Origin of the sequence: Streptomyces sp. NPDC056361, assembly GCF_042262805.1 — a bacterium.
GTDB lineage: Bacteria > Actinomycetota > Actinomycetes > Streptomycetales > Streptomycetaceae > Streptomyces.
The window spans coordinates 44,297-69,722 of record NZ_JBHJQI010000014.1 but is presented as its reverse complement, the minus strand read 5'-3'; the positions used below and the strand labels follow the sequence as shown (position 1 = coordinate 69,722).

General features: G+C 71.8%; 21 protein-coding genes. 15 read left to right on the top strand and 6 right to left on the bottom strand.

Annotated elements, in window-relative coordinates; genetic code table 11:
* Positions 1-170 precede the first annotated feature (170 nt).
* Positions 171-1,307, top strand: a complete 1,137-nt coding sequence (locus ACFCY7_RS07100) for an alpha/beta hydrolase (protein ID WP_376482070.1) — start codon at positions 171-173, stop codon at positions 1,305-1,307.
* A gap of 12 nt (positions 1,308-1,319) precedes the next feature.
* Here the strand turns inward: ACFCY7_RS07100 and ACFCY7_RS07095 are convergent, their stop codons facing one another.
* Positions 1,320-2,192, bottom strand: a complete 873-nt coding sequence (locus ACFCY7_RS07095; RefSeq protein ID WP_376482068.1) for a menaquinone biosynthetic enzyme MqnA/MqnD family protein — start codon at positions 2,190-2,192, stop codon at positions 1,320-1,322.
* A gap of 317 nt (positions 2,193-2,509) precedes the next feature.
* Here ACFCY7_RS07095 and ACFCY7_RS07090 point away from each other — a divergent pair, with 317 nt between their 5' ends.
* Positions 2,510-2,713: a cold-shock protein gene (locus ACFCY7_RS07090; protein WP_015035453.1), complete on the top strand. Its 204-nt coding sequence runs from the start codon at positions 2,510-2,512 to the stop codon at positions 2,711-2,713.
* A 110-nt stretch (positions 2,714-2,823) separates the two neighbouring features.
* Here ACFCY7_RS07090 and ACFCY7_RS07085 read toward each other — a convergent pair whose 3' ends face one another.
* Positions 2,824-3,660, bottom strand: coding sequence for a M23 family metallopeptidase (locus ACFCY7_RS07085; protein ID WP_376482066.1), 837 nt, complete (start codon positions 3,658-3,660; stop codon positions 2,824-2,826).
* A 140-nt stretch (positions 3,661-3,800) separates the two neighbouring features.
* Between ACFCY7_RS07085 and ACFCY7_RS07080 the strand changes: the two genes are divergently transcribed.
* The 5 genes from ACFCY7_RS07080 to ACFCY7_RS07060 all read left to right on the top strand — a co-directional run bounded on the left by ACFCY7_RS07080 (position 3,801) and on the right by ACFCY7_RS07060 (position 11,956).
* On the top strand, positions 3,801-4,199 hold the full coding sequence (locus ACFCY7_RS07080; protein WP_376482064.1) for a DUF1992 domain-containing protein: 399 nt from the start codon (positions 3,801-3,803) through the stop codon (positions 4,197-4,199).
* Between the two features lie 97 nt (positions 4,200-4,296).
* Positions 4,297-4,806: a DUF664 domain-containing protein gene (locus ACFCY7_RS07075; protein ID WP_376482063.1), complete on the top strand. Its 510-nt coding sequence runs from the start codon at positions 4,297-4,299 to the stop codon at positions 4,804-4,806.
* A 200-nt stretch (positions 4,807-5,006) separates the two neighbouring features.
* Positions 5,007-7,277 carry an FG-GAP repeat domain-containing protein gene (locus ACFCY7_RS07070; protein ID WP_376482062.1) on the top strand — a complete coding sequence of 757 codons (2,271 nt, stop codon included), beginning with the start codon at positions 5,007-5,009 and terminating at the stop codon, positions 7,275-7,277.
* Between the two features lie 113 nt (positions 7,278-7,390).
* Positions 7,391-9,691, top strand: a complete 2,301-nt coding sequence (locus ACFCY7_RS07065; protein ID WP_376482060.1) for an FG-GAP repeat domain-containing protein — start codon at positions 7,391-7,393, stop codon at positions 9,689-9,691.
* A gap of 60 nt (positions 9,692-9,751) precedes the next feature.
* On the top strand, positions 9,752-11,956 hold the full coding sequence (locus ACFCY7_RS07060) for an FG-GAP-like repeat-containing protein (RefSeq protein WP_376482058.1): 2,205 nt from the start codon (positions 9,752-9,754) through the stop codon (positions 11,954-11,956).
* On the opposite strand, the gene ACFCY7_RS07055 is transcribed toward ACFCY7_RS07060, so the two are convergent.
* Positions 11,943-12,359, bottom strand: coding sequence for an ATP-binding protein (locus ACFCY7_RS07055; protein WP_376482057.1), 417 nt, complete (start codon positions 12,357-12,359; stop codon positions 11,943-11,945). The genes ACFCY7_RS07060 and ACFCY7_RS07055 overlap by 14 nt on opposite strands.
* Positions 12,360-12,450: 91 nt before the next feature.
* Here ACFCY7_RS07055 and ACFCY7_RS07050 point away from each other — a divergent pair, with 91 nt between their 5' ends.
* From ACFCY7_RS07050 to ACFCY7_RS07035, 4 genes are all read left to right on the top strand, one after another.
* Positions 12,451-13,314 (top strand): Scr1 family TA system antitoxin-like transcriptional regulator, encoded by an 864-nt coding sequence (locus tag ACFCY7_RS07050; protein WP_376482055.1) that lies wholly within the window; start codon positions 12,451-12,453, stop codon positions 13,312-13,314.
* The gene (locus ACFCY7_RS07045) at positions 13,311-13,556 is read left to right on the top strand and encodes a DUF397 domain-containing protein (protein WP_376482054.1); all 246 of its coding nucleotides are present in this window, start codon (positions 13,311-13,313) and stop codon (positions 13,554-13,556) included. Before ACFCY7_RS07050 ends, ACFCY7_RS07045 begins: the two co-directional genes overlap by 4 nt.
* Positions 13,553-14,179 carry an HAD family hydrolase gene (locus ACFCY7_RS07040; RefSeq protein ID WP_376482052.1) on the top strand — a complete coding sequence of 209 codons (627 nt, stop codon included), beginning with the start codon at positions 13,553-13,555 and terminating at the stop codon, positions 14,177-14,179. Before ACFCY7_RS07045 ends, ACFCY7_RS07040 begins: the two co-directional genes overlap by 4 nt.
* A gap of 350 nt (positions 14,180-14,529) precedes the next feature.
* Positions 14,530-14,868: a hypothetical protein gene (locus ACFCY7_RS07035; protein WP_376482050.1), complete on the top strand. Its 339-nt coding sequence runs from the start codon at positions 14,530-14,532 to the stop codon at positions 14,866-14,868.
* A gap of 35 nt (positions 14,869-14,903) precedes the next feature.
* Here ACFCY7_RS07035 and ACFCY7_RS07030 read toward each other — a convergent pair whose 3' ends face one another.
* Positions 14,904-15,575, bottom strand: a complete 672-nt coding sequence (locus ACFCY7_RS07030) for a hypothetical protein (RefSeq protein ID WP_376482048.1) — start codon at positions 15,573-15,575, stop codon at positions 14,904-14,906.
* 877 nt (positions 15,576-16,452) lie between these two features.
* Here ACFCY7_RS07030 and ACFCY7_RS07025 point away from each other — a divergent pair.
* From ACFCY7_RS07025 to ACFCY7_RS07015, 3 genes are all read left to right on the top strand, one after another.
* Positions 16,453-18,732 carry an FG-GAP repeat domain-containing protein gene (locus ACFCY7_RS07025; protein ID WP_376482047.1) on the top strand — a complete coding sequence of 760 codons (2,280 nt, stop codon included), beginning with the start codon at positions 16,453-16,455 and terminating at the stop codon, positions 18,730-18,732.
* A gap of 82 nt (positions 18,733-18,814) precedes the next feature.
* Positions 18,815-21,079, top strand: coding sequence for an FG-GAP repeat domain-containing protein (locus ACFCY7_RS07020; protein WP_376482045.1), 2,265 nt, complete (start codon positions 18,815-18,817; stop codon positions 21,077-21,079).
* Positions 21,080-21,198: 119 nt separating this feature from the next.
* Positions 21,199-23,199, top strand: coding sequence for a protein kinase (locus tag ACFCY7_RS07015; RefSeq protein ID WP_376482044.1), 2,001 nt, complete (start codon positions 21,199-21,201; stop codon positions 23,197-23,199).
* Here ACFCY7_RS07015 and ACFCY7_RS07010 read toward each other — a convergent pair.
* Together ACFCY7_RS07010 and ACFCY7_RS07005 are read right to left on the bottom strand one after the other, a co-directional pair.
* Positions 23,188-23,619, bottom strand: a complete 432-nt coding sequence (locus tag ACFCY7_RS07010) for a Zn-ribbon domain-containing OB-fold protein (RefSeq protein WP_376482042.1) — start codon at positions 23,617-23,619, stop codon at positions 23,188-23,190. The two genes, ACFCY7_RS07015 and ACFCY7_RS07010, sit on opposite strands and share 12 nt — an antisense overlap.
* On the bottom strand, positions 23,619-24,068 hold the full coding sequence (locus ACFCY7_RS07005; RefSeq protein WP_376482040.1) for a DoxX family membrane protein: 450 nt from the start codon (positions 24,066-24,068) through the stop codon (positions 23,619-23,621). The genes ACFCY7_RS07010 and ACFCY7_RS07005 overlap by 1 nt, the downstream gene beginning before the upstream one ends.
* Positions 24,069-24,242: 174 nt before the next feature.
* Between ACFCY7_RS07005 and ACFCY7_RS07000 the strand changes: the two genes are divergently transcribed.
* Positions 24,243-25,394, top strand: coding sequence for a flavin-containing monooxygenase (locus tag ACFCY7_RS07000; protein WP_376482038.1), 1,152 nt, complete (start codon positions 24,243-24,245; stop codon positions 25,392-25,394).
* Positions 25,395-25,426 lie beyond the last annotated feature (32 nt).

The following is a 25,426-nucleotide window of genomic DNA, read 5'->3' as shown; positions in this document are numbered from 1 at the left end:
TGCGTCCCTTTCGGAGGGGTTCTGATCGACCGAACCAGCCTACGCCAGCGCTCTTCGCCGCTTCAGCAGGGTGCCGTGCGAGGTTCCGCGCCGGGGCAACCACCCGGGCACCGGACCCCTCTCTCCCTTCGGAATCACCCGATCCGCCCCGAAGGAACCGGAGTCGCACCATGGCACGCCCGTCGTCCTGGAGGTCCCTCCGCCGCGAGCCCGGCGCGTCCGGAAAGCCCGGCGCGTCCGGACCACCCGGCGCGTCCGGCGGACGGCCCGGCGCGTCCCGGGCCGTCCGCTCCCTGGCGGTCGCCCTCGCGCTCGCCGCGCCGCTCGCCCTGCTCGGGGCGCGGGACGGCGGCGGGGGCGAGCCGCTCGTCTTCGGCGGTCCGCTCTCGGGTCCGAGGGCGGCGCCGGGGCAGCCCGTCACCGTGTACCCGACGGGCCCCCTGGCGCGGTTCACCGTCGCCGGGTCGGTGGACGACGGCACGCGCATCGGGGTCACGACGCTCACGGGCCGGAAGTCCGGATTCACGGGCAAGGTGTGGGTGTGGGCGCCGCCGCAGTATTTCGACCCCCGGTACGCGCACAGCGGGTTCCCCGTCCTCGTGGCGCTCCCGGGCGGGCACGGATATCCGGGGAATTACTGGCGCGGGACGGATCTCGGGCTCCAGGCGGGCATCTCCCGGTGGTCCCGGGCGGGAAAGAGCCTTCCGTTCATCGTCGCGATGCCCGTCCTCAATCCGGACTTCGACCACTACTACGACGGCAGTGATATTCCGGGCCGCCCGAGAATGGGGACGTGGATCGCGGAGGACGTGCCGGATTTCGTCCGCGCGAATTTCCGGACGTTCGCGTCGCGCGACGGCTGGGCGTTCATGGGGTCGTCGTCGGGCGGTTTCGTGGGCCTCAAGTCGGTGCTCCAGCACCCGGACCGCTTCAAGGCCGTCATCGCGTCGGGGCCCGACACCGTGCCGGACTCCCCGCTGTGGCGGGGGCACGAGCGCGAGCGCCGGGCGAACGACCCCGGGCGCCTCGCGGCGGCCCTGGGCCGCCGCCCGGACCTCCCCCGCAACGTCGTGTACCTGGCCTTCCAGCTCGGCTCCGGGGAGACCGGCCTCGGGCCGAAGGTGAAGCGGTTCATCCGTACGTACACCAAGGGCCCGGTGAAGAGCAGGCTCCAGGTGATACCGGGCGGCGGGCACAACGCCCGCACCTACATGAGGGGCCTGGAGGCCGGCTCGATCGAGTGGATCAGCAGGCATCTGCAGCCCCCGGTGCCGGACCGGGGCACGTCGTGGCGGGGCGACGCGTAGGCGGGCCCGGCCCTAGCGGTGGGCGGGCGGCAGGAGTTCGACGGTGACGTCCGCGGGGTAGCCGGTGGTGGCGCCGGTCCTGCGGGCGAACTCGCGGACCCCGGCGAGCTGCTCGGGGCCGAAGCGGAAGTCGAGCGTACGGAAGTACCGCTCCAGGAGTTCGGCGTCGAAGGTCTCCCAGCGGGCGGCCTGCTCCGCGACCTTGGCGACCTCTTCGAGGGAGAGGTCGCGGGAGGCCAGGAACGCCTGGTGCACGTCGTGGACGGTCTCCGGCTCGCGCGCGAGGAAGTCCTTGCGGGCCGCCCACACGGCGAAGACGAACGGCAGGCCCGTCCACTCCTTCCACATGAGGCCCAGGTCGTGGACCTGGAGGCCGAGCCGGGGCGCGTCGTGCAGCGAGGCCCGGAGGGCCGCGTCGCCGATCAGGACGGCCGCCTCCGCCTCCTGCATCATCAGGCCGAGGTCCGGCGGGCAGGTGTAGTAGGCGGGCTCGACCCCGTACCGCTCGGAGAGCAGCAGCTGGGCGAGGCGGACGGAGGTGCGCGAGGTGGAGCCGAGCGCCACGCGCGCGCCGTCCAGCTCTTCGAGGGGGCGCTGGGACACGATCACGCAGGACATGACCGGGCCGTCGCAGCCGACGGCGATGTCCGGGAGGGCGACGAGGTCCTCCGCGTTCCTGAGGTACTCGACGAGGGTGATGGGCCCGATGTCGAGGTCGCCCCGGACCAGCCGCTCGCTGAGCTTCTCCGGGGTGTCCTTCGTCAGCTCCAGGTCGAGGAGCGTGCCGGTGCGTGCGAGCCCCCAGTACAAGGGGAGGCAGTTCAGGAACTGGATGTGTCCGACGCGGGGCCGGCTGCGCTGGTGGTCGTCGGTTGCATTGTCCACATCGTGAGGCTAGACCCGTCTCGCACCGTGGGCATCGCCGGGGCGCCGCCGGGGCGTCGCCGGGGCGTCGCCGGGGTTCCGCGGGGGTCTCTCCGGAGGCATGTGCGTCAGCACGCGGAAGAAGATCAAACATGTGGGTGAAGTGATCTTTCCCTCTACCGCCCCGAGCGTCCTGCGTGCTACGCTCAACGCAAGTTGCAGTTTGGTTTCCCTTGCAGTACAGAGCCTGCGGAGCATGTGACCCGCAGGCTTTTGTAGTTTTCAGACTTGTTTGCAGGTTCTGGAGCAGGGCGACCCTTTGGCCCATAGGAGGGCTCATGGCTACCGGAACCGTGAAGTGGTTCAACGCTGAAAAGGGCTTCGGCTTCATCGCCCAGGACGGCGGCGGCCCGGATGTCTTCGTCCACTACTCCGCGATCAACGCGAACGGCTTCCGTTCGCTCGAGGAGAACCAGCTCGTGACCTTCGACGTCACGCAGGGCCCGAAGGGCCCGCAGGCGGAGAACGTCTCCCCGGCCTAAGGTGCCTGGGTCGGCGAACACGCACGACTAGAGCAGTACCCAAGGAGCCCCGCTCCGTGCCGCACGGCACGAGCGGGGCTCCTGCCTTTCCGCCCCCGCGCGGGGCCCGGTCAGCAGTTCGGGATCACGGTCCCGTTGTTGTCGCGGGCCTCGTCGTTGCCCCAGCGCGACAGGTAGTAGGCGGAGACGTACGCTCCGTTGCCGTTCTTCCCGGCGTAGACGGTGTCGAGGTCCGTCCTGAGCCACCAGTGGTTGTAGTTGCCGGAGCCGTCCCGGATCTCCTTGCCCCAGACCTTGCAGTAGACGTAGTTCGTCCCCGCGTTCAGCACGCCCTGCGGGGCGTTGGTGTTCGCCTGGGCGTAGCCGGTGGCGTTGGCGAACGTGTCCACCCAGTACTTGCCGCCCCCGCCGCCCGAGCAGCCGTTGTCGCTGGTCAGGGACTTGGAGCCGTACGAGCCCGGATAGGGCGCGAGGGAGGCTCCGTTGATCACGATCGACTGCCCGACGCCGTTGTAGAGCTGCTCGTAGTGGATGTGGGCGCCGGAGCTGTTGCCCGTGGTGCCGGTGGTGCCGATCTGCTGGCCCTGGGAGACCTGGGCACCGTCGGCGACCGCGTACGCGTTGAGGTGGAAGTAGTACGTCTTCCAGCCGCCGCCGTGGTCGATCACGATGTAGTTGCCCGCGCCGCTCGGCTGCGCGTAGCGGTAGGCGGTGCCGGACGCCGAGGCCAGGACCGGGGTGCCGGCCGTCGTACCGCCGTCGGACCGGATGAAGTCGAGCGCCTGGCGGACCTCCGCCGAGTGGTGGCTGTACGTCCAGGTCTGGCCGCACGGGAACGGCGCCTTGAACAGCGGCGCGGCCTGTGCGGGCGCCGCGGTGACGAGCGCGGTGAGCAGCCCCGCGACGAGCGCGAGGAGGGTGCCGAGCGGGGTGATCCGTGCACGCATGCGTCCTCCGGTGGGGGTGTGGGGCGAGACGGGACAAGGGGCGACGCGCGTTGAACGCACCACAGCGTGCCGGAAGATCGCAGGTCGCAGTAGCCCGCAAAGACCACACTCGTACCACCCCGGTTACGTAGGCTGAACACATGACCGAACGGAAACCGCCCGGCGTCGACTTCGAATCGTTCGTGGACCGGCAGATCCGCGAGGCCGCCGAGCGCGGCGATTTCCGGAGCCTCTCCGGCTTCGGCAAACCCCTCCCCGACGACTCCGCCCCCTACGACGAACTGTGGTGGATCAAGGGCAAGATGCACCGCGAGGGCGCCTCCGTCCTCCCGCCCTCCCTCACCCTCCGCAAAGAGGCCGAGGACGCGGAGGCCGCCGTCGCCTCCGCCGTGTCCGAACGCCAGGTCCGCCGCATCCTCGGCGACATCAACACCAAGATCGCCGAAGCCCTCCGCCGCCCGCCGGCCGGCCCGCCCCTGAACCTGACACTCTTCGACGTCGACGCGGCGGTCGAGCGGTGGCGGCGGGAACGGGCTTAGGGCTCTATGGAGGGGGCCGGGTCCATGGAGAGATCCGGCCCGGCGGAGCCTCCACCGAGGCCCCCCGCCCGGACGGCCTCCACCCAGAGGAGCCCCCATGAACAGCGCCGCCCTGCTGGTCGACTCCTTCGGCCGGATCCGCGAGGTCGTCCACGAGGTCGTGGACGGCCTCACGGACGAGCAGCTCGCCGCCCGCGTCGACCCCGACGCCAACACGATCGCCTGGCTCGTCTGGCACCTCACCCGCATCCAGGACGACCACCTCTCCGACGCCTTCGCCACCGACCAGCTCTGGACCTCCGACGGCTGGTCCACCCGCTTCGACCTGCCCTTTCCCCCTCTCGCCACCGGCTACGGCCACACCAGTGCCCAGGTCGGCGTGGTCCGGGCCCCCGCCGACCTCCTCCTCGGCTACCACGACGCCGTCCACGCCCGCACCGCCGACCTGGTCGCCACCGTCACCAACGCCGACCTCGCCCGCATCGTCGACACCTCCTGGGACCCCCCGGTCACCCTCGGCGTCCGCCTCGTCTCCGTCGTCGCCGACGACCTCCAGCACGCCGGGCAGGCGGCGTACGTGCGGGGTGTGGTGGAGCGGCGGGGCTGACCCCCCGGCCCGGCGTGTCGCGGCGTGTCGCGGCAGCCGACAGGCCCGGTCATCCCCCTGACGCGTGTCAGCAGTGGCTGGTAACCTCCGGTCGATCTTCATGCGAGGCGATGCTCCGGCGGGGGGTACCACCGGCCGCCTCCACGTGTCACGGCCGCGCGTCCACGACGCCGCGGCCGCCCCTGGGGAGGGACCGCTCGATGGACCGCTCGACGAACCGTTCACGCCTGTCCGGACGCCGCCTCGGCGTCGCCGTCCTCGTCTCGCTCGCCGTCACGGCGGGAGTACCGAGCGCCCTGCCGGCGGTGGCCGCGCCGTCGGCGGAGGCCGGAGCGGCGAACGCGACGGCGGCCGTGCCGTACGGGGCGGGTGACCGTCTCTGGGGCCTGGGCCGGACGGGCTTCCTCACCCTGGACGGAACCGATCCGAACACCGTTCGTTGGACCCGCCTCGTCGACGGCTCGGTGAGCACGTTCCCCGCGGGGCACTTCCTGCGCCGTTCCGTCGATTCGGACATCGTGGTCGACGAGTGGCGCGGGGACGGTTACACGCTCAAGGACATGGCTGCCGGAGGCAAGAACCTGCTCTCGGTCAGCCTGAGCCAGGTGGGTTCCGGCGCGCGGTACGTCGGGGCCGTCCGCTCGACCCTCCTCGTGTCGACCGCCAACAGCACCGGGGGCAAGGACCTCCACCTCTACGAGCCCGGCGAGGGCGCGCCGGCGAAGCGGACGGTGACCGGCCTGCCGGCGGACTTCACGGGGATGTACCCCGCAGGGGCGGCGGGCGACGACGTCGTGCTCTCGTACACGACCGGCTCGGGCGGGACACGCCATCACTGGGCGATCCTGAACCTGAAGAGCGCCACCGTCACCACGCACCGCGACCTCCCCGGCGCGAGCTCCGCACCGGCCGTGTCCGCCACCCACATCGCCTGGACCGAGTCCAACGCGAGCGGAGTCGCGACCGTGGTCGTCCAGGAGCGCGCCACCGGCAAGATCGTCCAGCGCACCCCGATGGCCGAGCCGGGGCAGCTCTCCGTCCATCTGGTCGGCAACTGGGTCACGTACTCCCGCCACGGCGGCCTGGAGGACTTCCCCGCCAGCCCGCTGCACGCCCTGACGGCCCGCAAGCTGACCGACGGCACGACCCGCAGGCTCCTCGACCACACGGTGTCGGACATCGACGCCCCCGACGGTGCGTTCGGCGTCCGAGGCGGCACGGTGGCGGGCGGCGAGGGCCTCTACAAGATCGCCCCCGGAGCCGACGGGGCCCCGGTCGTCACCCGCCTGGCCGCCACGGGCGAGCCGACGAAGGTCGCCCTGGTCAGCCACGACATCCCGACCGTGGTGGACCTCGACCGCAACGGCGGCCGCCTCGACATGGCGTGGCAGCTGAGCCGGAACAACGTGTCCATGACGGTCACGATCCGCAACACGCGCACGGGGGAATCCTGGACGGAGAACGCCCTGCCGTCCCTCCTCGGCGAGGACTACCCCCAGCCGATGCGCGCGACCTGGACCGGCGCCCTCCCCTGGAACGGCGTCCCCGACATCTGGACCGCCGCGCCCAGCGGCCCGTACACCTGGGAGATCACCGCCCAGCCGGCCAACGACATCGGCCCGGCCCTCAAGGCCTCCGGCTCGTTCACCGTCACCCGCAAGACCGGCCTGCACGACTACGACGCCGACGGCTCGCCCGACGTCCTCGCGCGGGACACCTCCGGGCGGCTGCTGATCGGCGACGCCTTCTACTCGCCGTACGGGGGACAGCTCGACCAGGCCCCGTTGCGGCAGGTGGGCACCGGCTGGCAGGTCTACGACCGGATCGAGGCCGCAGGGAACCTCGGCGGCTCGGCGGTCAGCGACGTCGTGACCCGGGACAAGTCGGGTGGCCTGTGGCTCTACAAGGGCACGGGTGTCGCCAAGTCCCCGCTCGCGGCCCGGGTGCGGATCGGCACGGGCTGGCAGGTCTACGACCAGTTCACCGGCGGCAGCGACCTCACCAACGACGGCCGCCCGGACGTCGTCGCCACCGACAAGACCGGCGGCCTCTGGCTCTACCCCGGCACCGGCAACGCCAACACCCCCCTCGGCGCCCGCAAGAAGATCGGCACCGGCTGGGGCACCTACAACCAGATCACCGCCACCGGCAACATCGCCGGCGCCCCCGCCGGCGACCTCGTCGCCCGCGACAGGAACGGCGACCTCTGGATGTACCTCGGCCTCGGCAACGGCACCTTCGCGCCCCGCACGAAGATCGGCACGGGCTGGGGTCCGTACGACCAGCTGGTCGGCATCGGCGACGCGAACCGCGACGGCCGTCCGGACCTGTACGCCGCCGGGCCGTACAACGGTGGCCCGGAGGCGTACCTCTACAACAGCACCGGATCCTGGAAGACCCCGCTCCGTGCACGGGAGATGGTCAGCGCGCTCGGATACGACCCCGAGCGCTTCTTCAACCTCTTCGCCTGACCGTATCGCTGTGACCGCACAGCCCACCCCGTACAACCACCTCGGCTGGTCATGAGTCTGACTACGCGATACGCACATGCGTCCGTATCGCTCGGTCCGTTGAAGGGAACACTTTGCCTTCCGCACGCCCCTCGCGTCGCCGCCTCGTCGCCGCCGCCACCGCCGTCCTCGCCGTCACCGCCGGCATCCCGGCCGCCGCCCCGGCCGCCTTCGCCGCCACCCCGGCCCTCGCCACCGTCACCACCGGTGTGAACGAGTCCGCCCCGGTCCCGTTCCCGGCCGACGCGAAGATCACGGGCGCCGGGACCACCGGTTTCCTGTCGCAGGGGCCCAACGACCAGTACGGCGATCAGCAGCTGCGCTGGACGCCGTACGACGGCAGCGCGCCGACCGACTTCACGTCGGCGAACGCCGGATACGACACCACGGGGACGGACGTCTTCGTGCGCGGGGACATGTCCCCGGCGCGGCAGTTCCGTTCGGTGACGCTGAGGGACCTCGGGAACCCCGGCGCCGGCTCCGTCTCCTTCGACCTGGGCTCGCTGTTCGCCACGTACGTCAAGGCGGTCGGACCCCGAACGGTCCTCGCCAAGACGAAGCCGGATGACCTCGGCAAAGAGCAGCTGCTGATCGTCACCGACGAGAACGGGACCAAGCACAGCCGGGCCGTCACCGGACTGCCCGGCATCACACACAGCTTCTTCACCAACGCGCCCGCCGTCGACGGCAAGGTGATCGTCGGCTACGCCGCCGGCACCTTCGAGGAGCCCACGGCCGGACGGGCCGTCATCGACCTGGAGACCGGCGCGGTGGTGGAGACGTACCCCGCCGCCACGGTCGGCTACCTGAGCAGCGCTCTCGCCCTGTCGGCCACCCATGTCGCCTGGATGGACTCCGACCCGAGCGGGACCGCCGTCGTCACGGTGAACCGCGCGACGAAGAAGGCCAGCCGGATCGCCGTGAACGCCGCGAGCGCCTCCGACGGGTACCACCTCGGCCTGGTGAAGAACTGGCTGGTGTACGGCGTGCCCAGCAAGCTCACCGAGCCCGGGAAGTTCCCCGACACACAGCTGACGGCCCTCAACCTGGCGGCCGGGGAGCTGGAGCCCGGCGATCCGGTTCCCGTCAACGACCCCGTCCAGCTGACGGACTACGCCTCCTCCACGGCGGCCGCGGCCGACGGCACCCTCCTGGTGCGCGGCGGCACGGTCGCGAAGGGCGAGGGCCTCTACCGGGTCTCGCCGGGCACGAGCCAGGAGCCCACCGTCGAGCTCGTCGCCACGACGAACCAGCCGACCGCGCTCACCTACCTCGACGCGCAGGTCCCGGCCACCATCGACCTCGACAGCACCCGCCAGATCGACCTCAAGTGGCAGCTGTCGCGCGGCAACGCCGACGTCACGGTCACGCTCACCCACCAGCGCACGGGCCGGACCTACACCCGCAAGCTGGCCGTCGCCCCCGGGACCGCCGGTACCTTCGGCATGCGCTGGGCGGGCGTCTTCGACGCACCGGTGGGGGAGGCCGCGAAGTCCGCCTACAACGGCGACTACACCTGGTCCCTCCAGGCGAAGCCGCAGAACGGCATCGGCCCCGACGTCGCCAAGTCGGGCTCCTTCAAGGTCACCCGCACCGTCAAGTCCCACGACTTCGACGACAACGGCTCGCCCGACCTCTTCACCCGGGACGGCGCCGGCGTCCTGCGCCGCATCGACACCGCCTACGACCCCGGCACCAAGCGCCTGCTCGCGGCGGGTCAGCCGGTCGTCGTCGGCACCGGCTGGCAGGTCTACGACCGGATCGAGTCCGTCGACAACGTGGCGGGCACGTCCGCCCCCGACGTCCTCGCCCGGGAGAAGAACGGCAACCTCTGGCTCTACCAGGGCAAGGGCGACGGCGGCTTCGCCACGCGGGCGAAGATCGGCACCGGCTGGCAGGTCTACACCCACATCGCCGGCGGCTCCGACCTCACCAACGACGGCAAGTCGGACATCCTCGCCACGGACACCACCGGCGGCCTCTGGCTCTACCCCGGCACCGGCAACGTCAACACCCCCCTCGGCGCCCGCAAGAAGATCGGCACCGGCTGGGGCATCTACAACTACATCGGCGCCACCGGCAACATCGGCGGCACGGCCGCCGGCGACCTCATCGCCACGGACACCACCGGCGCCCTCTGGCTCTACCCCGGCAAGGGCGACGGCACCTTCGCCGCCCGCACGAAGATCGGCACCGGCTGGCAGTCGCAGGGCGAGCTGGTCCCCCTCGGCGACGCCACCCAGGACGGACTCAACGACCTCTTCACGTTCCGCTCCGGCTTCTACGCCGGCACGGGCAACCTGAACGCCCCCCTGGCGCCGAACACCGGCACCGAAGTCCTGAACAACACCGGCGTGAACACGATCGTCTTCTGATCTGACCCGGGCGCGGCGGATCAGCCGCCGCGCCCGTACCCCCTGGAGAGGAACACCGCTTTGTCCCGAACCCGTACGACCAAGCGCCGTCTCGCCTTAGCCGTCACCGCCGCTCTCGTCGCCACCGCGGCTCCCCTCGTGGTCGCCCCCGCGGCCCTGGCGACCACGGCGACCGCCGCGACGACGCAGCAGGACGCCCTCACCGTGCCGGTCGGCACGGTGGTGCTCAGCAGTGGCCCCACGGGCTTCCTGACGCGCCACAGCGAGGCGTCGACGAGCGTCTACACCTGGACGCGGCGCGAGGACGGGGTGCGGACCAGGCTGCCGGGACAGTTCTACGCGGGAAGTCCCGGCACGGACATCGTCGTCAGGACCGACGGCGGCGCCTTCACGTACGTCGACATGGCCACGGGCGCCGAGCTGGTCAGCTACGACGAAAGCGCGCTCGGCGTGACCGCGTACCGGCACGAGTTCGCGGGCACGACGCTCGTCGTGTCGGAGGGTGGGGCCAACCGCCGGGCGATCCACCTGTTCAGCAAGGACGACCAGGGCCGGCTCGTCGACCGCAGGCCGACGGGCATACCCGAGGACGCCTCGTTCGGGCACTTCTCGGCCGGCTCGCCGGGCACGCTCGTCGTGCAGTACGACACCCGCGTGGACGGCACCTACCGCAGCCGTATGGCCGTCGTGGACGTGGCCTCGGCCACCGCGGTCGAGACGTTCGACGCCCTCCAGGTGAGGGCCGTGACCGTGTCGGCCGTGTCGGCGACCCACGTGGCCTGGATCGAGGGGCTCGGCGCCACCGGGCCGGACACGCTCGCCGTCGCCCGGCGAGGCGGGACGGACGTCGAACGCGTACCGCTGGAGTCGACCTCCGCCACGTACGTACGACTCCTCGGCGACTGGGTCCTCTACGGCGCGACCAACGGCGCCACCGCCACGCGCCCCGACCCCCTCCACCAGGTGACCGCCCGTTCCCTGAAGACCGGCGAGACAGTCAAGGTCCTCGACCAGGTCTCCACCGTCACCCAGGCCGACGACGGCACCCTCATCGTGACGGGCGGCGCCCTCGGCCAGGACAGGGGCCTCTACCGGATCACCCTGGACGAGACAGGCACCCCCACCGCATCCCTCCTCGCGACCACCGGCGTCCCGACCGCGCTCACCCTGACGGACGAGATCGTCCCCCCCGCGGTCGACTTCGACCGCAACCACGGGATCCAGCCCCTGACCTGGACGTTCAACCGCTCCCAGGTGGACTTCGCCCTCACGCTGACCCACACCGCGTCCGGGAAACAGCGCACCCGCTTCACGCCGCCCCCGCCCGGAACGGACTTCACCGTCGGCTGGGACGGCACCTTCGACGACGGGACCGGCGTCCCCAGCGGCACCTACACCTGGAAGATGACCGCCGAGCCCGCCAACGGCATCGGTCCCGCCGTCGAGCGGTCCGGCACCTTCACGGTCACCCGGACCCCGAAGCCCCACGACTTCGACGACAACGGCTCCCCCGACCTCCTCGCCCGCGACGGCGCCGGACAGCTCCTCGCCTACGACACCTCGCAGGCCCTCGCCGACGCCACCCCCACGCCCCTGAAGCCCACCATCCTCGGCACCGGCTGGAACATCTACGACCGCGTCCTCGCCCCCGGCAATCTCGGCGGCACACCTCACGCCGACGCCCTCGCCCGCGAACGCAACGGCAACCTCTGGCTCTACCCTGGCAGCGGCAAGGCCCTCGCCCCGCGCATCAAGGTCGGCACCGGCTGGCAGACCTACGACCTGATCACCGGCGGCAGCGACCTCACCAACGACGGCCGCCCGGACGTCGTCGCCACCGACAGGACCGGCGGCCTCTGGCTCTACCCCGGCACCGGCAACGCCAACACCCCCCTCGGCGCCCGCAAGAAGATCGGCACCGGCTGGGGCACCTACAACCAGATCACCGCCACCGGCAACATCGCCGGCGCCCCCGCCGGCGACCTCGTCGCCCGCGACACGAGCGGCGTCCTCTGGCTCTACCTCGGCAAGGGCGACGGCACCTTCGCACCCCGCACCAGGATCGGCGCCGGCTGGAACGCCTACAGCCACATCGTCGCCCCCGGCGACACCGACCACGACGGCCGCAACGACCTCGTCGGCTACGGCGACGCCGACGGCCAGCTCTACTCCTACAAGGGCACTGGCGACTGGCGCCGGCCCTTCACCGGCCGCACCCACCACTTCAACAGCACCCTCGGCAGGCAGCCCGTCACCCTGTTCTGACCCCCACCGGCACGGTCGCCCAGACCGTCTTTCCGACACACCGACCCTTCACCCCCCACGCGGTGGCGAGGGCGGCCACGAGCAGCAGCCCGTAGCCGCCCTCGTCGGGCTCGTGTGTCGGCTCGGGCCGCCGTTCGCCCCGCGCGTCGGACAGCTCGATGTGTACGTGCCCCTCGCCCCGTTCCAGCCGCACCTCGAAGTCTCTGCCCGCCACCCTGCCGTGGAGGGCCGCGTTGTTCGCGAGCTCGGCGACCACCAGCTCCGCCGCCTCCGCGGCGGGGCCGGTCACGCCCCAGTCGTGCAACTGCTGTACGGCCAGTAACCGCGCCAATCGCGCGCCCCGGCGCGTCGCCGAGAGCCGGAGCGTGAACTCACCGGTTGGGGTGGAGGTTTCGGATTTCATGCCCCCGACCCTGGCCCCCCAGCCGTACCCTGACCAGCAGCGACGCGACGACGCTGGGTAACTGTACGGGTGCGCCACGAGGGCGGTACGGATGTCGGGGAACGAGGAGGAGCGGCCGGAACGGCCCTCCGAGGTGGACGGGACGGCGCACCTCTTCCGTGCGCTCGGGAAGATCATCAAGGTGCTGCGGAGGAACGCGGGCCTGAGCCAGGCGGAGCTGGCCGAGATCACGCATTGCAGCGAGGACTTGGTGTCCTCGATCGAGCGGGGGGTGCGGACGCCGCAGCCGGACTTCTTGCAGCGGGCCGACCTGGCGTTGGGGGCAGGGGGCGTGCTGGCGGCGGCGGTGGATGACGTGCGGGAGGCGTTGGCGCGGGTGCGGGTGCGGCATCCGGATTGGTTCCAGGACTTCGCAAAGGCGGAGGCGGCAGCAGTGGCGCTGCACTACTACGCCGTGCAGGCGGTGCCGGGGATTCTGCAGACGCCCGCCTACGCCCGCTCGCTCTTTGAGCACCGTCGCCCGATGCTGGACGAGACGACCGTCGAGAAGCGAGTAGCCGACCGTATCTCCCGTCAGGCACTCCTGGATAAGTGGCCCGCGCCGACGATCAGCTTCGTTCTGGAGGCGGCCGTCGTGCTTCGCCCGTTCGGTGGGCCCGAGGTTCACCGCGAGCAGCTACGGCGCATCCTGGACGTTGCGCGGAGACGCACAGTCGACTTCCAGATCATGCCCTTGGATCGACATCAACACCCCTATCTTGATGGCACGTTCACCCTGCTCACACCCAAGGGTCGGCGAGAAGCCGCGTACACCGAGATCTACGGACACGCTCGACTGATCACCGACCCCGAAGAGGTCCGCCAGTACACCGAACGGTATGGAATCATCCGGTCGCAGGCACTCACGCAACACGAGTCGCTGACGTGGATCGAGAAACTGCTGGGAGAACGATGAACACCGAGCATCTGGCCTGGTTCAAGAGCAGCTACAGCGACGCCGAGGGCGGCAACTGCATCGAAGTCGCCTACGACTGGCGCAAGTCCAGCTACAGCAGCGCTGAAGGCGGCGAGTGCGTCGAGATCGCCGCCCACCCCACCCTCGTCCACATCCGCGACTCCAAGAACCCCCACGGCCCCCAGCTCGCCGTATCCCCCACCTCCTGGGCCAAGTTCCTGGACGTAGCATCCGGGGCGTGATCTCCAAGAACTTCGTTCTCTTCGACGTCGACGGCACTTTGATGGACGCCGTCGAGAACCAGCACCGCATGTGGCACGAGTGGGCCGCGCGGTACGGGCTCGATGGGGACGACGTGTACGCGGTCGCGCTGCGGACGCGGCCCGTGGAGACGTTCGCGACCGTCGTGCCGGACGCGGACCCGGACAAGTGCCTCGCCCTCCTGCACGAGTTGGAGGACGAGGACGTCCGTACGGGGACGTACGGAGCCTTCGAGGGGGCCGCCGAGCTGCTCGCGGGCCTGCCGGAGGACCGGTGGGCGCTGGTGACGTCGAACTACGAGCACCGGGTGCGGGGGCGGTTCGAGCGGACCGGGCTGCCGCTTCCCGGGCTGATCATCGACGCGGCTTCGGTGACGGAAGGGAAGCCGTCGCCGGTGCCGTATCTGATGGCGGCGGAGAAGTTGGGCGCGGATCCGGCGGACTGTCTGGTGATCGAGGACGCGCCGTCGGGCGTGCGGTCGGGGCTGGCTGCCGGGATGACGGTGTGGTCCGTGAACGGGACCGCGGACGTGGGCGCGCACCGGCACTTCGCGTCCCTGGCGGAGGCGGCACCGCACATCCTGGAGCGGGCCGGCGCCGTCTAGGTTTCCCTGGCGGGAGTCGCCGGTGGGCTTCTGGTGCGACCGCCCTCTTTCCGAGAGTCGCAGCTTCCACCACCGCGTCAAGGGCGAGTCGGCTCCGCCGATGGCCTACGACCACCCTTGACCCGGCGCCGGAAGCTGCGGCGACAACTCTCGGAGGGCGGTCCGGGGCCGGGGTCGCCGGGGCTCCGGGCAGTGTCCGGGGCCGGAGTGCGCCCGCCGGGCCGGTGGGTGGGGGCTTGGTTCGTGGCGGGGCCGGGTGGGACTCTTCGGTGAGTCCGGGGTACGCGGCCGTCGTGCGGGGCGGTCGGCTCGGCTTGGCGGCGATCCGCCGGGCGGGGGCTGGGGCGTGGATGTCCCCGCTCGACTCCGCGTACGGGATCGAACGCGTGGGAGGCGGCATGCAGTACGTGGTGGCGGGGGCGCTCTTCGCGTTGTCTCTGGCGGTGGCGATCAGCGGGGTGGTCGAGCTGCTCACGGGGTGGATTCACCCCTGGGAGCGAGCACGGGTGCTGCGGCCCGTGCCTCACGGGGTCGGTCAGGTACTGGTGGGGAGCGGCTTCTGCTGTCTCATCGGCGTTCTCGCCTTCGCACCGTCGGGAAGCGTCTTCGCGACGCTCATGGCGGTGGGCGGTGGGGTCTTCCTCGCCGGAACCGTCCTGGTCGGCGTGTCGCGGTTCCCGGATCGCTGAGGTCGGGCGGGGTGCGATCCGAGGTGGTCGGATCGTCAGTAAGTGCCGCGCCAGATGGTCAGTTTGAGCTGGACGAAGCCGGCGTCGCGACCGCCTCCGGTGAGTTCGGCCAGGGCGATGAGGCCGTTGGGGGCGATGACGCAGAAGCGGTCGCCCACGTCGCTCCAGACGCTGAACCGGTTCGTGAACCGGGTGACGGTGCTGCACGTCTCGTAGGTGCCGGGTTCCTTGCGGTCCAGGACGACGAACTGGGCCGTGTCGGTGTTCAGCCAGCTTGAGTACCAGTAGATCTCCTTCTGGTCGTCGCGGCTGACGGGGCGCGGCTTGTCGAGGGCGAAGCCGTAGTCCTCGGTGAGCTCCACGGTCTGGATCTTGTAGACGTCGGACGGCTTGCCGGTCGGCGTCGGCGTGGCGCTGGGGGTCGGAGCGGCCGTCGTCGTGGGGGGCGGCGTGCTCGCTGTCGTCGTCTCCGCAGCGGGTGTGGTGGTGGTGACCGTCGGCGCCGCTTTCGGGGCGGCCGTGGGCGAGTGGACGAAGACCGGCAGGCCGAGGAATCCGAGCAGGAGGCCGGCCACACCGGTGGCGGCGGAGATCCAGGCGGGGGCGTCGGAGAAGCGGCGGCGCCGAGGCGGATCGTCGGCGGGGACCGGCGGCGAAACCGGCGCCTGTGCCGGTGGCTGCGTGGGCGGTTCGGGCGTTGCGGTCATGGCTCTCCCCCCGGAGTCCGTGTGATCGTGCCGCATTCTCTTCCGGTTGAATCCGCACGGCGCCGCGAAAGTGCGACGTCGGCCGGATCGTTGCCGTCCGCGCGTGTCCGGGCGATCCCGGCTGGGTCGCGACCGCGCATGCCCGGAAAGCAGCGACAGGCACGTGCCCCACCCACCCCCGCCACAAACCCACACCCCGCAGAACCCACGGGCGCCCCTCCCCCACGGCCGCGCCGAGGCAGGAGCCCCCCACCCCCGGGAAGTTACTGCGGGAAACCCTCCCTTCCACCCACCGGGAGTGACCAGCGGGGCCTGAAGTCCGGCCAGGCGGCCGCCCCGAGACGCTCAGCGCCGCCGGGCCACCCCATTCAACGACCGCGCACCGCAACCAAGGGGAACGGCCCCACTCACCCCGCCACGAACCAAGCCCCCACCCACCCCGCCGCACACATCACACACACGCCCGACCGATGCCCGGCCTCGCCTTTCCCCGCCCACCGGCCGACGGCCGCCGAACCAAGCCACGCCGCCCTCGGTGCCCCCGCGCGGACCCGTCCCCCGGGCCGCCCTCCGAGTGTGAAAAGGCGGCCTCCGCCGCCGGGTCAAGGGTGGCCGTAGGCCATCGGCGGAGCCGACTCGCCCTTGACGCGGTGGTGGAGGCCGCCACACTCGGAAAGAGGGCGGCCGAACCAGAAGCCCGACAGACACGGCCGCATTGGGGCCCTCTTTCCACTGCCGGGGCGGCGCCCGGCGCCCGTCGCCCGGCGCCCGTCGCCGGAACGGGTAATTGATCTCCGTACAACCCCTGGTCACCCTCGTATGTCTGTTTGGGTGTGGCGCGCCTCGCGCCCTCACTCGACCACAGAGGAACCACGCCTTGTCCATCACGCGCCAGACCCTGGCCGCAGCCGCCACCACCGCCCTCGCGCTGACCGTCGCTGCCGTGCCCGCGACGGCCGCGACGGCCGGTGTGCCGGCCGCTGGTGTGCGGGCCGCCGTTGTGCCGGCCGCCGGTGTGTTGACCGCCGTGGCCGCCGTGTCGGCCGAGTCGATCCCGTTCCCGAAGGCGTCGGAGATCGTCAGCGCGGGTGAGACCGGTTTCCTCAGCGAGGGCGCCGGCCGCGAGTACCGCTGGACCCGTTACGACGGGACCTCGACGGTGCTGGCCAGTCCGGGAGGGCCGGTGCTCGGCGCGGCCTCGGACGTCGTCGCGACCACGACCGCCGACTACGTCCTGCAGATCCGGGACATGGCGACCGGCGCGGCCCCCGTCGAGGTCGATCTGAGGAAGCTCGGCCCCGGGGTCGACATCGCGATCGGTCTGGTCGGTTCCACCGTCCTGACCAGCGTCCACAGCATCACCGGTGCCGAGTTCCTGCACGTCGTCTCCCACGACGCCGAAGGCACCCTCCTGGACCAGGCCGTCACCGGGCTGCCCGCCGACGCCTCGCACTTCCGGGTCCGCTCCGCCGTCCCGGGTGCCGCGCTCGTCGCCTACTGGTCGGGGGGCAAGACCCGGTACGCCGTCGTCGACCTGGCGGCGCACGCGGTCGTGGAAACGTACGAGAACCCGAAGCCGAGCGGCGACTCCCCCTCCCTCGCCCTCTCCGCCACCCACGTGGCCTGGGTCGAGCAGACCACGGGCACCGACGGCCGGCCGGCGAAGGCCGTGGTCGTCGCCGACCGGACGCGGCCGGGCGTCATGGAGCGCTTCACCGTCGGGGACGCCACCGGGGTCACGGTCGGACTGACCGGGTCCTGGGTGGTGTTCGGGGAGGACGCCACGGGCCCCCTCGGCGAGCGCCTGCCGCTCGTCGCCAAGTCCCTTGCCGCCGGCACCGGCACCGGCACCGACCCGGGCAAGGAGCTCCTGGAGCACGCCACCAGCCTCACCGGCGCGCCCGACGGGACGCTTCTCGTCCGGGGCGGGTCGCTCGTGGAGGGTGAGGCGGAGGGCCTGTTCCGCGTCACGGCCGGCGCGGACGGTGTGCGCCGTGAGCAGGTGGCGCGCAGTGGTGAGGCGACGCAGCTCGCGGTCACCGAGTACGACGTCCCCGAGGTGCTCGACCTCGACAAGAACCGCCCCACGGCCGACTTCACCTTCAAGGTGAACAGGCCCAACGTGGCCGTGGACATGGTGATCTCGGGGGAGGGGCAGATCGACCACCACCTCTTCATGTGGAGGGGTGGCGGCAGCGACCACGGCAAGGAGCCGGGCACGCTCGTCACCAAGTGGGACGGCACCTACGACTACGGCAACGGCGACTACGGGCAGAGCGGGGTCACGCCGAACGGGACGTACGAGTGGCGGGCGCAGATCAGGCCGACCGACGGCGTGGGGAAGCAGGTGGAGCTGCGGGGCAAGCTGACCGTGACCCGCGCGCCCCGCACGCACGACTGGGACCACGACGGCGACCCCGACGTCCTCAGCGTCAACGCGAAGGGCGAGCTGATCTGGAACGAGGACGGGAACGGCTGGGACATCCCCTGGGGGACCGGCTGGAACGTCTACGACCGCGTCTCGGTCCCGGGTGACCTCGGCGGCACGAACCAGCCCGACATCGTCGCCCGGGACCGGAACGGCTACCTCTGGCTGTACCAGGGCGGCACGTGGGAGCAGGAGCTCTCGCCGCGCAGCCGGATCGGCACCGGCTGGCAGATCTACGACAAGCTCGTCGGCGGCAGCGACGTGAACGCCGACGGCAAGGCGGATCTCCTCGCCACCGACAAGACCGGCGGCCTCTGGCTCTACCCCGGCACCGGCAACGCCGACTCCCCCTTCTCCGCCCGCAAGAAGATCGGTACCGGCTGGGGCACGTACAACCAGATCGTCGCCACGGGCGACATCGGCGGCGCCCCCGCCGGGGATGTCGTCGCCCGCGACAAGGACGGCGTGCTCTGGCAGTACCTCGGCAAGGGCGACGGCACCTTCGCGCCCCGCACCAGGATCGGCGGCGGCTGGAACGCGTTCAGCCGGATCCTCGCCGTCGGCGACCACGACAACGACGGCCGCAACGACCTCATGGCGTACTCCCCGACCCCGATCGCCTACGGCAGGAACGTCTACATCTACAAGGGCACGGGCGACTGGCGCGCGCCCTTCGGGTCCCGGCTCGTGCAATGGGCGGGCGGCGAGAAAGCACCCCTGCTCTTCTAGCGCCCCCGCCCCCGCCCCCGCCCCGGCCCCGGCCCCGGCCCCATCGCACCTTCCCGCACTCTCCTGACGAAGGAATCAGACTTTGCCTCGTACACAGCACTACACGCCGTCCCGGTCGCGACTCCTCACCGCCGCCATCGCCGCGTCCCTGGCCGTCACCGCCGGGACCCTCGTCGCGGCCCCCGTGGCCGTCGCCGGGACCCCGGCCGTGGTGTCGGCGGTCACCGCCGAGGCCCCGATCGCCTTCCCGCTCGCGTCCGAGGTCGTGAGCGCGGGTGAGACCGGCTTCCTCAGCAAGAGCGACGCCGGGGAGTACCGCTGGACGAAGCTGTCCGACGGCACGACGAGCGACCTGGGGTCGGAGGAGGTGCTCGGTGCCGCTTCGGACGTGGTCGTGACGCGGCCCGGGATCAACACGGTCCGGCTCAGGGACATGGCGACGGGCGCCGCGCCGGTCGACATCTGGATCAACATGCTGGGCGGGGGTACGCACACGCCGATCGGCGCGGTGGGCGGCACCGTCCTGACGAGCGTGGCCCCTGCCGACGGCGGGACCCTGCTGCACCTCGTCACGCACGAGGCGGACGGCAGCACCGGGAACCACGCCGTCACCGGGCTGCCGGCGGACGCGAGCTCCCTCACCTTCGCCGCGGGCATCCCCGGTACGGCGCTCGTCGGCTACAAGTCGGCCGGGACGAGCCACTTCGCGGTGGTCGACCTGGCGGCGCGCGCGGTGACGGGGACGTACGACAACCAGGGTCCCGTCGCGTACGCGCAGTCCGCGGCGGTGTCCGCCACGCACGTGGCGTGGGTGCAGCACAAGCCCCGCTCGGACGGCTACTTCGACGAGCAGCTGATCGTCGTGGACCGGGCTTCGGGTCAGATCAAGACGCTGAACACCGGCGGCGGCGCGGTGAAGGTCGGTCTCGTCGACGGCTGGGTCGTCTACGGGGAGGACGAGACGGACCCGTTCCAGTACCGCGAGCGGCCCCGGGCCGTCAGCCTGACGGGGGCGTCCAGGTGGACGCCGTGGATCGACCACGTGACCAGCTTGACCGCCGCCCCGGACGGTTCGGTGCTCGTGCGCGGCGGGTCGGTGACCGCGGGCGAGGGCGAGGGGCTGTACCGGGTGCGGGGCGGCGCCTCGGTCACGCGGGAGTTCGTGGCGGGGACCGGGGAGAAGACCGGTGTCTCCGTGACGAGCGGCCCGGACATCCCGGCGGTGCTCGACCTCGACAAGAACCAGGGCGTCGTCCCGTTCACGATCGGCGTGAGCCGCCGCAACGTGCGGGTGACCGTCATGATCTCGAAGGCGGAGACGCCCACGGTCACGGAGTGGACGAGCGAGCTTCGCCCCACGGAGGGCCCGACCGGCCCCGGGACGATGACCCTCACGTGGCAGGGCAACCGCTCGGCCTGGGAGGGTGGGCTCACCCCGTGGGGCGACGTCCCGAACGGCGACTACGTCTGGCAGATCGGCGTCCGCCCTCTCGACGGGGTCGGACAGGGCGTGGGGCTGAGCGGCACGATGAAGGTGGTCCGCGCCCCGAAGTCGCACGACTTCTCCGACAACGGTTCGCCGGACCTGTTCGCGGTCGACTCCGTGAACGGCGACGTGTCGGTCTTCGAAGGCTCCTACCTGCCGCTCCAGCAGGGCTTCAACTGGTTCAAGGGCGCCACGCTCTCCGGCTGGGGAGGCGTCTACGACCGGTTCGTCACCCCTGGTGACTTCGGCGGGATGAGCACGGCACCCGAGCTGATCACCCGCGACAAGAGCGGCGGCCTGTGGATGCACCCGGGTACGGGGAGCCTCGCGTTCGCCCCCCGGGTGAAGATCGGGACCGGCTGGCAGATCTACGACAAGATCGTCGGCGGCAGCGACCTGACCGGTGACGGCAAGCCCGACGTGCTCGCCACGGACACGGCCGGCGGCCTGTGGCTCTACCCCGCCACCGGCAACTACAACACGCCGCTCGGCCCCCGCAAGCAGATCGGCACCGGCTGGGGCATCTACAACGAGGTCACGGCCACCGGGAACATCGCCGGAGCCCCCGCCGGGGACCTCGTCGCCCGCGACAAGGACGGCGTCCTCTGGCAGTACCTCGGCAAGGGCGACGGCACCTTCGCGCCCCGCACGAAGATCGGCACCGGCTGGAACACGTACGCCCGGCTCGTCGGCACCGGGGACATCGACCGCGACGGCCGCAACGACCTGGTGGCGTTCGACAAGTCCGACCCGACGGCGCGCATGTACTGGTACGGGGGGACGGGCGACTGGCAGGCGCCCTTCAAGCCGCGCGTCGAGAACTACTTCCAGAACTCGATGACCGACCGGGACTGGTTCTAGTTCCGGAAGGTTCCAGGACAACCCCCGCCAACTCGGCCCGTTTGATGTGAAGTTGATGTCGAGCCCCCTTCACCTGATCGATATTCAGATCGGAAGGGGGCTCGGCTACTGTGTGGCCCATGGGGGAACTGGAACAAGACTCTAGTTTTGACGGTCTGACCGGCAGCGGGGCCATGCCGCTGGAGCCGGGGGATCCCCGACGGATCGGGGCGTTCAGGCTGCTCGGGGTACTCGGGTCCGGGGGGATGGGCCGGGTGTACCTCGGCGCCGTGCCGGGCAAGTTCGCGGCGGTGAAGCGGGTGCTTCCCGTGCTCGCCGAGGACCCCGACTTCCTGAGCCACTTCGGGCACGAGCTGGACAACCTCGCCCGGCTGCCCGCCGGGGCGAACACCAAGCTCCTCGCGAGCGACCGGACGGCCAAACCCCCGTGGTTCGCCACCGAGTTCATCCCGGGCATCACCCTCAACGAGGCCATCCGGCTCAACGGCGGCCCGCTCACCGGCGCCGCCCTCTGGCGGCTCCTCCGGGACGCGGCGGCCGGGCTGCGGGTGGTCCACGGCGCCGACATGGTGCACCGCGACCTCAAGCCGTCCAACATCATGCTCACCGACGACGGCCTGTCCCTCATCGACTTCGGCGTCGCCCGGGCCGCCGACCAGAGCCGGCTGACCAAGACCGGCATGGTCATCGGCACGCCCGCCTACATGGCCCCCGAGCAGGCCGTCGCCGACCGCCGCCTCACCGGCGCGGCCGACGTCTTCGCCCTCGGCAGCCTCCTCCTCTACGCGGCGAACGGCCGCCCCCCGTTCGGCGACGGCTCCGGCCCCGACCTCCTCTACCGCGTCGTCCACGGCGAGCCCGACTTCGGCCGGCTCACCGACGACGAGCCCGAACTGGCGGAGCTCGTACGGAAATGCCTCGCGAAGGACCCCGAGGACCGACCGACGGCCGAGGAGCTCGTCGGGCTCACCGAGGAGCGGGCCGCGGGCGCCGCCTGGCCCGCGGCCGTGGCCGAGCGCATCGGCGAGCGCGCCGCCTTCGCCGCCGAGACGCCGACCGCCGAGCACCTCACGGAGCTGGAGGAGGCCGAGCCCTCCCAGGACGTCGCCACCGCCTCGCTCACCCCGCAGCTCGGGAAGGAGCCCGCGACCGCCTCGCCCGACCCGCTGGCCGCCACCGGCCCGTCCGCCCCGGGCGGGCAGCGCAAGCGCCGCAACCGCTTCGTCATGCTCGCCGTCCCCGTCGTCGTGGCCACCGGCACCACCCTCACGGTCGCCCTCGGCCCGTACGAGATCGGCCGCCTCGGCGCGGGCCCCAGCACCTCGCCCTCCGCCTCCGCGACCGTCTCGCAGCCGGCCGCCGTGCCGCCGTCCAGCGCCCCCGGCTCGCCCTCCTCCAAGACCCCGTCCTCGAAGCCGCCGACCTCCACCCCGCCCGGCTCCTCCCCCGGCGCCCCCGTCCCGCCCCCGCCCGGCGACGGCGGCGCGGTGGGCGGCGGGGCCGTGGGCGGTGGTGCCGGTGCCGGTGGCACGGGGACGCTGCCCGGGGGATCGGGATCCGGCTCGGGTTCGGGTTCGGGTTCGGGCTCCGGATCGGGCTCCGGCGGTGGCTCCGGCTCCGGCTCCGGCGGTACGACGACCAACCGGCCCGCACCCCCGCCGACGCAGACGACCACGAAGCCCGCACCCCCGCCGTCCACCGGCAGCCCGACGCCCTCGGGGACGTACTCGCTGGAGAACGCGAACACCGGCAACTGTCTGGCGGAGTACAACGCGGGCTTCGGCGACATCGTCACCTCGGCCGAATGCGGCTCCAAGGGCAACGGCGGCACGACCTTCTGGTACGCCTGGACCTACTCCCCCGGCGCGAACGGAACCTTCCGGCTCGTCAACAGGCACTCCGGGCGCTGCCTCCAGCCCGGCGGCAACACCGCCGTCACCACCGCCGCCTGCAACGGCGCGAGCGCCCAGGCCTGGAAGGTCGCCTCCAGCACCTCGTCCGGGCGGACCTTCAAGAACATGAGCAACGGACAGTGCCTGACGGCGGGCAACTTCGCCATGACCTACGCCTGCGGCTTCGGCAGCACCCAGCAGCTCTGGCGGAACATCTCAGCCCTGTGAGCCCGGCGGGCCGAAGACGGGGACGGTGACCTCCCCGTCCGGGCCCTCCGGCCGGAAGGCGACCTCCAGATCCATGCCGATCCGGAGGTCGCCCTCCGCCACGCCCACGACCTCCGTCATCATGCGCGGGCCCTCGGCGAGGTCCACCACGGCGGCGACGTACGGGACGCGCTCGCCGAACGGCGGGAGGTCGTTCCGGTGGACGACCGACCAGGTGTAGAGGGTGGCCCGGCCGCTCGCCGGCTCCCAGCGGACGTCCTCGCTCCAGCAGTGCGGGCAGAACTCGCGCGGGTAGTGGTGGGCGCGGTCGCAGGCGGCGCAGTGGCGCAGGAGGAGTCGGCCCTCGGCCGCGGCGTCCCAGTAGGGGCGGGTGAAGGCGTCGATGTCGGGGGTGGCGGCCGTCGTGGGTTTCGCCGTCATCAGAAGAGTCCGATCGCGTGGTCGAGGGACCAGGTCTGCCAGGACACGGCGAAGAGGGCTACGAGGGAGATGAGCGCCATCATCGCGTTCTGCCCCTGCTCGGCCCAGTCGTGGATCATCAGGACGAGGTAGAGGAGGTTGAGGAGGAGGCCGCCGACGAGGGCGACCGGGGTGAGGAAGCCGGCGATCAGACCGAGGCCCAGGGCGAGTTCGGCGTAGACGACGACGTACGCCATGAGCTTGGGGCGGGGGGCGACGACGGTGTCGAAGCCCTTCTTGACCTGGGGCCAGCGGTGCTTGCCCGCGACGTCCGCGGCCCAGGCGATGCCGGTGCCGCGCTCGAACCAGCCCTTCTTGTCCTTGTGGCGCCAGCTCTCCAGCCACCACAGGCCGAGGCCGATGCGGAGGACGGCGAGCCATTCGGCGCCGGTGAGCCAGACGGTCTGCATGAGCGCCCCCTCGGAGAGCTTGATCTGACGGTACGTCAGTTCAGCGCAGGGTGGGCGCGGAGCGCAAGAGGCGGGGCACGGAGGGGTGCGGCCCGCGCGGACGTGACCGATTCGCAACCGAAATCCCTCTTGACCGAGACCCACTGCGTGTACACGTCATTACGCTCAGCATTCATGGCCATCACCACCCCCCATCAACCCCCCGTGCACCCCGTGTACGTCATCGGCGGCGGACCCGGCGGACTCGCCGTCGCCGCCGCCCTGGGCGCACGCGGAGTCCGGGCCGTCGTCCTGGAGAAGTCCGACGCCGTCGGCGCCTCCTGGCGCGCCCACTACGACCGGCTGCGGCTGCACACCACCCGGCGGCTCTCCGCGCTGCCCGGCCTGAAGATGCCCCGCTCGTTCGGCCGCTGGGTGGCCCGCGCCGACGTCGTGCGCTACCTGGAGAAGTACGCCGAGCAGCACGAGCTGGAGGTCGTGACCGGGGTCGAGGTCCACCGCGTCGAGCGGGACGGCGCCGACTGGATCCTGCACGCCACGGGCGGACGTCGGCTCACCGGCCGCGCGGTGGTGGTGGCGACCGGCTACAACCACACCCCGCACGTCCCCGACTGGCCCGGCCGCGACGCGTACGAGGGCGAGCTGAACCACGCGCGGTCCTACCGCAACCCCGGGCCGTACGAGGGCAGGGACGTCCTCGTCGTCGGCGCCGGCAACACCGGTGCCGAGATCGCCGCCGACCTCGCCGAGGGCGGCGCCGCCCGCGTGCGCCTCGCGATCCGCACCGTCCCGCACATCGTCCGCCGCACCACCGCCGGCTGGCCCGCCCAGCGCACCGGCATCCTGGTCCGCCGGCTCCCCGCCCCGCTCGTCGACCGCATGGGCGCCCTGATGGCCAAGGTCGCCGTGCCCGACCTCTCCGCCCACGGCCTCCCCCGCCCCACGACCGGCCTCGCCACCCGCCAGCGCGAAGGCGCCGTACCCGTCCAGGACGTCGGCCTCATCGACGCCGTCCGGGCGGGCAAGGTCGAGGTCGTCGCCGCCGTCGAGGCCTTCGACGGCGCCGAGGTCGTCCTCGCCGACGGCACCCGGATCGCCCCGGACGCGATCGTCGCCGCGACCGGCTACCGGCGCGCCCTCGAACCGCTCCTCGGCCACCTGGACGTCCTCGACGAGCGCGGACGGCCGGTCGTCCACGGGGCGCGCTGCCCGCGTGAGGCGCCGGGTCTCTACTTCACCGGGTTCACGAACCCGATCAGCGGCATGTTCCGGGAGCTGGCGATCGACGCGGAGAGGATCGCGCGGCGGATCGCGAAGTCGAAGTAGGCCCGCTTCCCCCCGGGGGAAGGCCCCCCGAG